Raw genomic sequence first — 11,239 nt, forward strand, 5'->3', positions numbered from 1 at the left:
GCCCTCCCCGGTGTTTCCGGCGGTGGAGGTCAGCCCGAGCGGCGCAGGGCCTCGGAGAGGCGGGTGGCGGCGTCGATGACCGCCTGGGCGTGCATGCGGCCCGGGTGGCGGGTGAGGCGCTCGATGGGCCCCGAGACGGAGACGGCGGCCACCACGCGGTTGGAGGGGCCGCGCACGGGCGCGGAGACGGACGCGACGCCCGGCTCGCGCTCGCCGATGGACTGGGCCCAGCCGCGGCGCCGCACGCCCGACAGGGCCGTCGCCGTGAAGCGGGCGCCCTGCAGGCCCCGGTGCAGGCGCTCGGGCTCCTCCCAGGCGAGCAGGATCTGCGCCGAGGAGCCGGCCTTCATCGTGAGCGTGGAGCCGACCGGGACGGTGTCCCGCAGGCCGGACAGGCGTTCCGCCGCGGCCACGCAGATCCGCATGTCGCCCTGGCGCCGGTAGAGCTGGGCGCTCTCGCCGGTGACGTCGCGGAGGTGGGTGAGCACCGGGCCGGCCGTCGCCAGCAGCCGGTCCTCGCCCGCCGCCGCCGCGAGTTCCGAAAGGCGCGGGCCGAGGATGAACCGGCCCTGCATGTCGCGTGCCACCATGCGGTGGTGTTCCAGGGCCACGGCCAGGCGGTGGGCCGTGGGTCGTGCCAGTCCGGTGGCGCCGACCAGACCCGCGAGGGTGGCCGGACCGGACTCCAGAGCGCTCAGGACGAGGGCCGCCTTGTCCAGAACGCCGACGCCGCTACTGTTGTCCATGCAACGATACTCGCGTCTCACTCTGTGAAACGCAAGTTCAATTTTCCGCAGAACGCGCCACTCTGGTTGGACACGGCGGCCCGTCCATCGATGGGCCCGGCGACGGACGCCCGGAAGCAGGGGTGCGGGCGCCGTCCTCAAGATCTCTAGTTGGGCCGGTGCACGCACGCCGGCCGGAGGGAAAGCGATGGGTAGGACACTCGCGGAGAAGGTCTGGGACGACCACGTCGTCCGGCGCGCCGAGGGCGAGCCCGACCTCCTCTACATCGATCTGCACCTGCTGCACGAGGTGACCAGCCCGCAGGCCTTCGACGGGCTGCGCAAGAACGGCCGCCGGGTGCGCCGCCTCGACCTCACCATCGCCACCGAGGATCACAACACCCCGACCCTCGACATCGACAAGCCGATCGCCGACCCGGTCTCCCGCGCCCAGCTGGAGACGCTGCGCAAGAACTGCGCCGAGTTCGGGGTGCGCCTGCACCCGCTGGGCGACGTCGAGCAGGGCGTGGTGCACGTGGTCGGCCCGCAGCTGGGGCTGACCCAGCCGGGCACCACCGTGGTCTGCGGCGACTCCCACACCTCCACGCACGGCGCCTTCGGCGCGCTGGCGTTCGGCATCGGCACCTCCCAGGTCGAGCACGTGCTGGCGACCCAGACACTGCCGATGGCGCGGCCCAGGACCATGGCGATCACCGTCGAGGGCGAGCTGCCCGAGGGCGTCACCGCCAAGGACCTGATCCTGGCGATCATCGCGAGGATCGGCACCGGCGGCGGCCAGGGCTACGTCCTGGAGTACCGCGGCTCCGCCATCGAGAAGCTCTCGATGGAGGCCCGGATGACCATCTGCAACATGTCGATCGAGGCCGGCGCCCGCGCGGGCATGATCGCCCCCGACGAGACCACCTTCGAGTACCTCAAGGGCCGTCCGCACGCCCCCGAGGGCGCCGACTGGGACGCGGCCGTCGCGTACTGGAAGACCCTGCGCACCGACGAGGACGCGGTCTTCGACGCCGAGGTCGTCATCGACGCCGCCGAGCTGTCGCCGTTCGTCACCTGGGGCACCAACCCCGGCCAGGGCGCGCCGCTTTCGGCGTCCGTCCCCGACCCGGCTTCGTACGAAGACGCTTCGGAGCGCCTGGCCGCCGAAAAGGCCCTGGAATACATGGGGTTGGAGGCGGGGGCGCCGCTGCGCTCCATCAAGGTGGACACCGTCTTCGTAGGCTCGTGCACCAACGGGCGGATCGAGGACCTGCGCGCCGTCGCCGAGATCCTGAAGGACCGCAAAGTCGCCGACGGCGTACGGATGCTGGTCGTGCCGGGCTCCGCGCGGGTCGGCCTCCAGGCGGCCGCCGAGGGCCTGGACGTGGTCTTCAAGGAGGCCGGCGCCGAGTGGCGGTACGCGGGCTGCTCGATGTGCCTGGGCATGAACCCCGACCAGCTGGCCCCGGGCGAGCGCTCCGCCTCCACCTCCAACCGCAACTTCGAGGGCCGGCAGGGCAAGGGCGGTCGTACCCACCTGGTGTCGCCGCAGGTCGCGGCCGCCACCGCCGTCCTGGGCCACCTGGCCGCCCCGGCCGACCTGACCGACGACCGCACGCCCGCTGGAGTCTGAGAACGATGGAAGCCTTCACCACCCACACCGGCCGGGCCGTGCCGCTGCGCCGCAGCAACGTGGACACCGACCAGATCATCCCCGCCCACTGGCTCAAGAAGGTCACCCGGGACGGGTTCGAGGACGGGCTGTTCGAGGCCTGGCGCAAGGACCCCGAGTTCGTCCTCAACCGTCCCGAGCGGCAGGGCGCCACCGTCCTGGTGGCCGGACCCGACTTCGGCACCGGCTCCTCCCGCGAGCACGCCGTCTGGGCGCTGCAGAACTACGGCTTCAAGACCGTGATCTCGGCCCGCTTCGCGGACATCTTCCGCGGCAACTCGCTGAAGAACGGCCTGCTCACCGTCGTCCTGGACCAGAAGGTCGTGGAGGCGCTGTGGGAGCTGACCGAGGCCGACCCGACGGCCGAGATCACCGTGGACCTCCAGACGCGCGAGGTGCGGGCCGAGGGCGTCACCGCCTCCTTCGAGCTGGACGAGAACTCCCGCTGGCGCCTGCTGAACGGCCTGGACGACATCTCCCTCACGCTGCGGAACGAGGACGACATCGCCGCGTACGAGGCGAAGCGCCCCGCCTACAAGCCGCGGACCCTCCAGAGCTGACCGGGTAGCCTGTCCCGGGCCCCGAGAGGGTCGGGTTTCGGCCACCCCAACAAACCCGCCTGTACCCCCGATCGCCCCGATCGGGGGTACAGGCATGTCGGGGCCCCTCCGGCCCCGCCCGCCTCTGGGGAGGCGCTCAACTTCCCGTGTTATGAAGGCGGTTGGCAGGGTAGGTGAGGCAGAGGATCACGCCTTCCGCAAGAGCCCGGAAGGCCATTTGTGGCGGGAGTTGCCCCCTGGGCAGGCGACAACTCGCCCCAGATGGCACAATCTGTGCATGGAACACGACGGCCAACTCCAGCTCTATACGGCGGTCGCGAACCAACTCAAGGAAGCGCACTCACGAGTGCGCGCACTGCAAGTCCCGGAGGGCGTACGGATGGCGCTGACCCGGAAGCTGCTGGTCATTACGGCCGCGGCCAAGCACGATCTCGCCGGTGCGGCAAGGCGGCTTGAGCGGTTCAACGCGGACCTCGACGAGGGTCGGATCCCCGGCGAGGACCGCTGAACAGCCCGAGAACGCCGAGTCTGTTGCGGCACAAGGGTGATAAGCCCGTTTCGTGTTTGATTTGCGGTATATATCTGCCTAACGTGCGAAAAAGCTTGAACACATTCGTTCTGGCGATGTCTCCGAAGGGGAAGACGTGAACAAGGCGCAGCTCGTAGAAGCGATTGCCGACAAGGTGGGCGGCCGCCAGCAGGCCGCCGATGCCGTCGATCATGTCCTGGACGCCATCGTCCGCGCGGTCGTCGCGGGCGAGCGGGTCTCGGTCACCGGCTTCGGGTCCTTCGAGAAGGTGGACCGCCCCGCCCGCTACGCCCGCAATCCCCAGACGGGCGAGCGGGTTCGGGTCAAGAAGACCTCCGTGCCGCGGTTCCGCGCAGGTCAGGGCTTCAAGGACCTGGTGAGCGGCTCCAAGAAGCTGCCGCGGGGCGGCGAGGTGTCGGTGAAGAAGGCGCCCAAGGGCAGCCTGACCGGCGGCGCCGCGGCCACGGTGAAGAAGGCCGCCGCGAAGAAGACCACCAAGGCGGCCGCGAAGAAGACCACGGCCAAGAAGGCCCCGGCGAAGAAGACCACCGCCGCGGCCAAGAAGACCGCCGCGAAGAAGGCGCCCGCCGCCAAGAAGACCACGGCGACCGCCAAGACCACCGCGGCGAAGAAGACCACCGCCAAGAAGGCGACGGCGAAGAAGGCCCCGGCGAAGAAGGTCACCGCGAAGAAGGCGCCGGCCAAGAAGTCGACGGCCCGCAAGACCACCGCCAAGAAGGCCACCGCCCGCTAGGCGCAGGGTCACCGACCTGGGCACTCACGCGCCGGGCCGGACTCCTCGGGGAGTCCGGCCCGCGGCGTGTGCAAGGGCGGTTACAGGGTCTGGAGGGTTACGAGGGTGATCCGCAGCCCCTCGCCGGACCTCTCCGTCTCGATCCGCACGCGCTGTCCGGGCCGCAGCAGCCGCAGACCGCCGCGGTCGAACGCCGCCGCGTCGAAGGGCACCGGGGTGCCGTCGTCGAGCAGCACCTGTCCGCTACGGGTCTCGGTGTCGTAGGTGTACGCGGTCGCCTGCATGGGGTTCAGCGTAGCCGTCCGGACCGCGGGCGGCCGTGCCGCCGGGGGCGGCACGGGCAAGTGATCCGGCCTCCGTGCCGGTCAGGCGCCGGGAACCGGCAATCCGGCGCAGGCGACCGCCGTACGGGGCCCGACCCCCAGTGCCAGCGCCGCCCGCAGATCGTCCCCGGTATCCACGTCCTGGCGCACCGAATCCACGCCCTCCAGCAGAAGTTCCCGCGCGCCCGAACCCCGGTGCCGCGCCCGCGATCCCGTCCCGAACCCCGGCCGCAATTCCTGGCCGGCCCCCGCCGCCAGCAACGTCGTGCCGACCCCCGCCGCGTCCGTGAGAAATGCCCGGGGGAATTCCGCGGCGGCGGAAAGCACCCGCTGGAGTTCTGCCGCCCGCAGCGCCGGCAGATCGGCGTTCAGGGCCGCCACGGCCGCGCGCGGGCGTGCCCGGCGCACGGTCGCCGCCCCGTGTGCCAGCGCCGCGTTCAGGCCGCGCGCCGGGGTGTCCGGCACGATGCCCGCGCCCAGTTCCGACAGCGCGTGCCCGGCGCGTTGATCGTCCGTGACGACCACCACATCCGAGACCGCCGCACAGGCCAGGGCCGCGGCCACCGTGTCCTGGGCGAACGCGAGGACCAGCCCCGGGCGGACCCCGTCCGCCGCGGTGTCCGCGAGCCTGCTCTTGGCCCGGGACAGGGGCTTCAGGGGGATGACCAACGTCCACTGCACCGGCGTACCGTCCCTCTCTCGTCGCGATCATTGTCACCCGCCACCGCCGGCCGCGGGGGTACGGGCAGGCGCGCGGCCCCGCGCAAGGACGGGGACGGGTGACGGGCGGGCGTACGGTGTTCTCGACAGACCGGCGCTCCGGGGCGACACTTGTGCGGCCCCCGCCGGGGTGGCAGCCCCGAGAGGAAGGTGTCCTTGTGCCCCGCCGCAGAATCGGCTTCTGGTACCGCTTCGCCGCGGTGATCTGCAAACCGCCGCTGGTGGTTCTGATCAAGCGGGACTGGCGTGGAATGGAGCACATTCCGGCCGAGGGCGGATTTATAACGGTGGTGAACCACAATTCCCACGTGGACCCCTTCGCATACGCGCACTATCAGTACAACACCGGACGGGTTCCGCGATTCCTGGCGAAGAGCGGGCTTTTCAAGAAGGGAATCGTCGGCGCCGCCATGCGCGGCACGGGACAGATTCCGGTCTACCGCGAGTCCACGGACGCGCTGAGCGCCTTCCGCGCCGCGATCGACGCCGTGGAGCGCGGCGAGTGCGTGGCCTTCTACCCCGAGGGCACCCTCACCCGCGACCCGGGCGGCTGGCCCATGACCGGCAAGACCGGCGCCGCCCGCGTGGCCCTGCAGACCAAGTGCCCGGTGATCCCGGTCGCCCAGTGGGGCGCCAACGAGCTGCTGCCGCCGTACGCCAAGAAGCCGAACCTCTTCCCGCGCAAGACCCACCACGTGCTGGCGGGCCCGCCCGTGGACCTGTCGCGCTTCTACGGCAAGGACATGACCCCGGACCTCCTCAAGGAGGCCACCGAGGTCATCATGGCGGCCATCACCCGGCTCCTGGAGGAGATCCGCGGCGAGAAGGCGCCCGAGACGCCGTACGACCCGCGCCGCGAGCGGATCGAGCAGCGCCGCCGCACCCAGCGGCAGAACAAGAGCCGGCAGGAAGAGGAGCAGAGCAAGTGAGCACGCCTGTGCGGGTGGCCGTCATGGGCACCGGCTCCTGGGGCACCGCCTTCGGCATGGTGCTCGCCGACGCCGGCTGCGAGGTGACCCTGTGGGCCCGCCGGCCGCAGCTGGCCGAGACGGTCAACTCCACCCGGGTCAACCCCGACTACCTGCCCGGCGTGGAACTCCCGAAGAACCTGCGCGCCACCGCGGACGCCGCCGAGGCACTGCGCGACGCGGAGTTCACCGTCCTCGCCATCCCCTCCCAGAGCCTGCGCGAGAACCTCGCCGAGTGGCTTCCGCTGCTCGCCCCGGGCACCGTCCTCGTCTCCCTGATGAAGGGCGTCGAACTGGGCTCCGCCATGCGGATGAGCGAGGTCATCGAGGACGTCGCCAAGGTCGGCGCGGACCGCGTCGCCGTGGTCACCGGACCCAACCTGGCCCGCGAGGTCGCCGCCCGGATGCCCGCCGCGGCCGTGGTGGCCTGTGCCGACGAGGCCGTCGCCCGGCGCCTCCAGGCCGCCTGCCACACGCCCTACTTCCGGCCGTACACCGAGACCGACGTGGTGGGCTGCGAGCTGGGCGGTGCCGTGAAGAACGTCATCGGGCTCGCCGTCGGCATCGCGGACGGCATGGGGCTCGGCGACAACGCCAAGGGCTCGCTGATCACCCGGGGTCTCGCGGAGACCGCGCGGCTCGGCACGGTGCTCGGCGCCGACCCGCTGACCTTCTCCGGGCTCGCCGGTCTCGGCGACCTGGTGGCCACCTGCTCCTCGCCGCTGTCGCGCAACCACACCTTCGGCACCAACCTCGGCAAGGGCATGACCCTGGAGGAGACCATCGCGGTCACCGAGCAGACCGCCGAGGGCGTCAAGTCCTGTGAGTCCGTGCTGGATCTGGCCCGCCGGCACGGCGTCGACATGCCGATCACGGAGACCGTCGCCGGCATCGTGCACGAGGGCAAGCCGCCGGTCGTCGCGCTCAAGGAACTGATGTCGCGCAGCGCCAAGCCCGAACGGCGCTGAGCGAGTCCTTGAGCAAACTGAACGAAATCCGCCCGTTTTCGTGCGTTCCCGGGCGGAGCCGACGCTGTATCCGGGCTCTACCAACGGGTACTCTCAACGCGATATGAGCACCGAGAACCTTCCCCAGAGCCCTGAGCAGCCGCAGCGCAAGCCGCGCGTGGCCGTCGTGTTCGGTGGCCGCAGCTCCGAACACGGGATCTCCGTGGTCACCGCCGGCGCCGTCCTCAAGGCCATCGACCGGACGAAGTACGACGTCCTGCCGATCGGCATCACCCGGGACGGCCGTTGGGCGCTGACGGCCGACGAGCCGGAGCGGATGGCCATCACCGACCGCTCCCTGCCCGCCGTCGAGGAACTGGCGGAATCCCGCGAGGGCGACGTGGTGCTCCCCGTCGCCCCCGCCAACCGCGAGGTCGTCTACAGCGAGCCCGGCTCCGTGCCCAAGGGGCTCGGCGAGGTCGACGTCGTCTTCCCGGTGCTGCACGGCCCCTACGGCGAGGACGGCACCCTCCAGGGCCTCCTGGAGCTGTCCGGGGTGCCGTACGTGGGCGCGGGCGTGCTCGCCTCGGCCGTCGGCCAGGACAAGGAGTACATGAAGCGGGTCTTCACCTCCTTCGGGCTCAAGGTCGGCCCGTACGTGGTGATCCGGCCCCGCGAGTGGCAGCGGGACGAGGCCGCCGCCCGCAAGAAGATCGTCGACTTCGCCGGCGAGCACGGCTGGCCGCTGTTCGTGAAGCCCGCCCGCGCCGGCTCGTCCATCGGCATCACCAAGGTCGACGACCTGTCCGGACTGGACGAGGCGATCGCCGAGGCGCAGGCGCACGACCCGAAGATCCTCGTCGAGGCCGCCCTGGTCGGCCGCGAGATCGAGTGCGGCGTCCTGGAGTTCGAGGACGGTCCGCGCGCTTCCCTGCCGGCCGAGATCCCCCCGCCGGACGCGCACGCGTACTACGACTTCGAGGCCAAGTACATCGACTCCACGCCCGGCATCGTGCCGGCGCCGCTCACCGAGGAGGAGACCGCCGAGGTGCGGCGGCTCGCGGTGGAGGCGTTCGAGGCGGCGTCCTGCGAGGGGCTGGTCCGCGCGGACTTCTTCCTCACCGAGGACGGGGAGTTCGTCATCAACGAGATCAACACCCTGCCCGGGTTCACGCCGATCTCGATGTACCCGCAGATGTGGCAGGCGACCGGCGTCACCTACCCCGAGCTGATCGACCTGCTGGTGCAGGCCGCGCTGCGGCGGTCCACCGGTCTTCGCTGAGCGAACCGCTCAACCGCGCATGGAGGCGATCCCCTCGGGGATCGCCTTCTTCACGGCCGGGCCCACGTCCTCCAGGACCTGGGTGCTGTGGTCCGGCCCGGACAGGCTCTTCGGCAGGGTCAGCTGCACATAGGCGCGGCGGCCCGACGTGGTGAACCGCCAGGTGCCGTCGGACTCCTTCTCCATCAGCCAGTCCACGCCGTTGACCCCGCCCGCGATCGCGTCGGGGTCCTGCCCCTGGGCCACCTTCGGGTCGACCATCTTCGGCGGCCGGACGATCCCGCAGCGCAGTATGATCGCCGGGTTTCCCCAGCCCGCCGTGTAGACGGACCGGGGTTCGGGGTCGGCCCGGTGCTGCCCGTCCACCTCGGTGGGCAGCACCTCGTGCAGGCTCCGGCACAGCGGGGCGGTCTTCGCGTCGGGACGGGGAGCCGCGACCGTGGCGCCGCCGTCCCCGGAGCAGCCCGCGACCGCGAGCAGCAGGGCCGGCACGAGCGGGGCGGCGGACAGGGCGAGGGGCCGGTGACGGAAGAAGTTCACCGGCCAAGCGTAGACGGGGGCTACAGATGCACGACCGGACAGGTCAGGGTGCGTGTGATGCCGTCCACCTGCTGGACCTTGGCGACCACCATGCGACCCAGTTCGTCGACGGTGTCGGACTGGGCGCGCACGATGACATCGTACGGACCCGTCACGTCCTCGGCCTGGATCACTCCAGGGATCTTGCTGATCGTCTCGGCGACGGTCGACGCCTTGCCGACCTCCGTCTGGATCAGGATGTACGCCTGTACCACGGAACCTCCAGGGCGGCCACGAGGATCATGTGGGGAAAAGGAACGCCACGGTATCGCGTCGCCGCTCCCCGCGGGGAGACCCGCGGGAACCGTGCCTGCGCGCCAGGGTGCAGGCACGACGGAAGTTGACGGTCGTCCGGTACCGGGCGGCGGTCCTCCGGACCGCGTCGGGGTCACCTCGACGGTATCGGGGACACTGATGACGCGCGAGTTCGCACGGTCAGGCAGAGGCAGAGAAGGGGAGTCAGGGACATGAAGGGCACGGTTGGTGAGCTCGGGGAATTCGGGCTCATCAGGGAGCTCACCTCCCGTCTCACCACGACCCCGGCGGTGCGGATCGGTCCGGGCGACGACGCCGCCGTGGTGGCCGCGCCCGACCGGCGGGTGGTGGCGAGCACCGACGTCCTGGTCGAGGGGCGGCACTTCCGCCGCGACTGGTCCACGGCGTACGACGTCGGGCGCAAGGCGGCGGCGCAGAACCTCGCGGACATCGCCGCGATGGGCGCCGTGCCGACCGCCCTGCTGCTCGGCCTGGTCGTGCCGGCCGAACTCCCGGTCAGCTGGCCGACCGAGCTGATGGACGGACTGCGCGACGAGTGCCAGGTGGCGGGCGCCTCCGTGGTCGGCGGGGACGTCGTGCGCGGCGACAGCATCACCGTGTCGATCACCGCGCTCGGGGACCTGCGCAACCAGGAGCCGGTGACCCGGGCCGGCGCCCAGCCCGGCGACCTGGTCGCCGTCACCGGCTGGCTCGGCTGGTCCGCGGCCGGTTACGCGGTGCTCTCGCGGGGCTTCCGCTCGCCGCGCGCCTTCGTGGAGGCCCACCGGCGCCCCGAGCCGCCGTACCACGCGGGCCCGGCCGCCGCCTCGCTCGGCGCGACCGCGATGTGCGACGTGAGCGACGGACTGATCGCCGACCTCGGGCACATCGCCGAGGCCAGCAAGGTCCGCATCGACATCCGCTCCGGCGCGATCGACGTGCCCACGCAGATGAACGACATCGGGCAGGCCGTCGGCGTCGATCCGATGCAGTGGGTGCTGACCGGGGGAGAGGACCACGCCATCGTGGCGACCTTCCCGCCGGACACCAAGCTCCCCGCCCGCTGGAAGGTCATCGGCGAGGTGCTGAACCCCTCCGCGCTGCCCCAGGTGACCGTCGACGGGGCGCCCTGGACCAGCGCGGGCGGCTGGGACCACTTCGGGGACATCGAGTCATGAGCCTGCCCAGGGTGCTCACCGTGGCCGGCTCCGACTCGGGCGGCGGCGCGGGTGTCCAGGCCGACCTGAAGACCATGCTGGCGCTCGGCGTCCACGGGATGAGCGTGATCACCGCGGTGACCGCGCAGAACTCCCAGGGCGTCCAGGGCGCCTGGGAACTGCCCGTTTCGGCGGTCCGGGCCCAGTACCGCAGCGTCGTGGACGACATCGGCGTCCAGGCCGTGAAGACCGGCATGCTGGGCTCGGCGGAACTGGTCGAGGCGGTCGCCGAGTTGATCTCCGGCACGGACGCGCCGGCCGTGGTCGACCCGGTGGGCGTCTCCAAGCACGGCGACGCGCTGCTCGCCGCCTCCGCCCTGGACTCCGTGCGCACCAGGCTGCTCCCGGCGGCGACCGTGGCCACCCCGAACCTGGACGAAGTGACCCAACTCACGGGGATCACGGTCGATTCGGAGGGCGATCTGCGCCGGGCCGCGGCGGCGGTGCTGGAGTTCGGGCCGCGCTGGGTGCTGATCAAGGGCGGCCACCTGGCGGGGGACGCGGTGGACCTGCTGACCGACGGCGCCGAGGAGCACTGGCTGCGGGCGCCGCGCCACGACAACCGGCACACCCACGGCACCGGCTGCACCCTGGCCTCCGCGATCGCCTCGGGGCTGGCCAGGGGTCTCGCCGTGCCGGAGGCGGTCGGCGCGGCCAAGGAGTACGTCACCGGGGCGATCGCGGCGGGGTTCCCGCTGGGGGCCGGGA

14 protein-coding genes are annotated in these 11,239 nt (G+C 71.6%); 9 read left to right on the top strand and 5 right to left on the bottom strand.

The window, feature by feature from the left end:
- Nucleotides 1–29: 29 nt before the first annotated feature.
- Nucleotides 30–746 carry an IclR family transcriptional regulator NdgR gene (gene ndgR / locus FRZ03_RS37035; protein ID WP_146469443.1) on the bottom strand — a complete coding sequence of 239 codons (717 nt, stop codon included), beginning with the start codon at nucleotides 744–746 and terminating at the stop codon, nucleotides 30–32.
- Between the two features lie 187 nt (nucleotides 747–933).
- Here ndgR and leuC point away from each other — a divergent pair, with 187 nt between their 5' ends.
- The 4 genes from leuC (at nucleotide 934) to FRZ03_RS37055 (ending at nucleotide 4,240) form a co-directional block, all read left to right on the top strand.
- Nucleotides 934–2,358, top strand: coding sequence for a 3-isopropylmalate dehydratase large subunit (gene leuC, locus FRZ03_RS37040; protein WP_146469445.1), 1,425 nt, complete (start codon nucleotides 934–936; stop codon nucleotides 2,356–2,358).
- Nucleotides 2,359–2,363: 5 nt separating this feature from the next.
- Nucleotides 2,364–2,957 (top strand): 3-isopropylmalate dehydratase small subunit, encoded by a 594-nt coding sequence (gene leuD, locus FRZ03_RS37045; RefSeq protein WP_146469447.1) that lies wholly within the window; start codon nucleotides 2,364–2,366, stop codon nucleotides 2,955–2,957.
- Between the two features lie 277 nt (nucleotides 2,958–3,234).
- Nucleotides 3,235–3,465, top strand: a complete 231-nt coding sequence (locus FRZ03_RS37050; protein WP_070022326.1) for an SCO5555 family protein — start codon at nucleotides 3,235–3,237, stop codon at nucleotides 3,463–3,465.
- A 136-nt stretch (nucleotides 3,466–3,601) separates the two neighbouring features.
- Complete coding sequence (locus FRZ03_RS37055) at nucleotides 3,602–4,240, top strand: HU family DNA-binding protein (protein ID WP_146469449.1); 639 nt, start codon at nucleotides 3,602–3,604, stop codon at nucleotides 4,238–4,240.
- A gap of 80 nt (nucleotides 4,241–4,320) precedes the next feature.
- On the opposite strand, the gene FRZ03_RS37060 is transcribed toward FRZ03_RS37055, so the two are convergent.
- Both FRZ03_RS37060 and cofC read right to left on the bottom strand, forming a co-directional pair.
- The gene (locus tag FRZ03_RS37060; protein ID WP_146469451.1) at nucleotides 4,321–4,524 is read right to left on the bottom strand and encodes a hypothetical protein; all 204 of its coding nucleotides are present in this window, start codon (nucleotides 4,522–4,524) and stop codon (nucleotides 4,321–4,323) included.
- 81 nt (nucleotides 4,525–4,605) lie between these two features.
- Entirely contained in the window at nucleotides 4,606–5,244 is a 639-nt protein-coding gene (cofC, locus tag FRZ03_RS37065; protein ID WP_146469453.1) for a 2-phospho-L-lactate guanylyltransferase, read from the bottom strand.
- Between the two features lie 197 nt (nucleotides 5,245–5,441).
- Between cofC and FRZ03_RS37070 the strand changes: the two genes are divergently transcribed.
- The 3 genes from FRZ03_RS37070 to FRZ03_RS37080 all read left to right on the top strand — a co-directional run bounded on the left by FRZ03_RS37070 (nucleotide 5,442) and on the right by FRZ03_RS37080 (nucleotide 8,480).
- Nucleotides 5,442–6,212 (top strand): lysophospholipid acyltransferase family protein, encoded by a 771-nt coding sequence (locus FRZ03_RS37070; RefSeq protein WP_146469455.1) that lies wholly within the window; start codon nucleotides 5,442–5,444, stop codon nucleotides 6,210–6,212.
- Nucleotides 6,209–7,219, top strand: a complete 1,011-nt coding sequence (locus tag FRZ03_RS37075; protein WP_146469457.1) for an NAD(P)H-dependent glycerol-3-phosphate dehydrogenase — start codon at nucleotides 6,209–6,211, stop codon at nucleotides 7,217–7,219. The genes FRZ03_RS37070 and FRZ03_RS37075 overlap by 4 nt, the downstream gene beginning before the upstream one ends.
- A gap of 103 nt (nucleotides 7,220–7,322) precedes the next feature.
- On the top strand, nucleotides 7,323–8,480 hold the full coding sequence (locus FRZ03_RS37080) for a D-alanine--D-alanine ligase family protein (RefSeq protein ID WP_146469459.1): 1,158 nt from the start codon (nucleotides 7,323–7,325) through the stop codon (nucleotides 8,478–8,480).
- Nucleotides 8,481–8,489: 9 nt separating this feature from the next.
- On the opposite strand, the gene FRZ03_RS37085 is transcribed toward FRZ03_RS37080, so the two are convergent.
- A complete protein-coding gene (locus tag FRZ03_RS37085) occupies nucleotides 8,490–9,020 on the bottom strand; it encodes a DUF3515 domain-containing protein (RefSeq protein WP_146469461.1) in 531 nt (176 codons plus the stop codon).
- Between the two features lie 20 nt (nucleotides 9,021–9,040).
- Nucleotides 9,041–9,274, bottom strand: a complete 234-nt coding sequence (locus tag FRZ03_RS37090) for an Lrp/AsnC family transcriptional regulator (protein WP_019328745.1) — start codon at nucleotides 9,272–9,274, stop codon at nucleotides 9,041–9,043.
- Nucleotides 9,275–9,526: 252 nt separating this feature from the next.
- Here FRZ03_RS37090 and FRZ03_RS37095 point away from each other — a divergent pair, with 252 nt between their 5' ends.
- The gene (locus FRZ03_RS37095; RefSeq protein WP_146469462.1) at nucleotides 9,527–10,492 is read left to right on the top strand and encodes a thiamine-phosphate kinase; all 966 of its coding nucleotides are present in this window, start codon (nucleotides 9,527–9,529) and stop codon (nucleotides 10,490–10,492) included.
- Nucleotides 10,489–11,239 (top strand): bifunctional hydroxymethylpyrimidine kinase/phosphomethylpyrimidine kinase (gene thiD / locus FRZ03_RS37100; RefSeq protein ID WP_146469629.1); only part of this gene is annotated, 751 nt, incomplete at its 3' end. The genes FRZ03_RS37095 and thiD, both read left to right, overlap by 4 nt.

This window comes from Streptomyces misionensis (genome assembly GCF_007896895.1).
Taxonomy (GTDB): domain Bacteria; phylum Actinomycetota; class Actinomycetes; order Streptomycetales; family Streptomycetaceae; genus Streptomyces; species Streptomyces misionensis_A.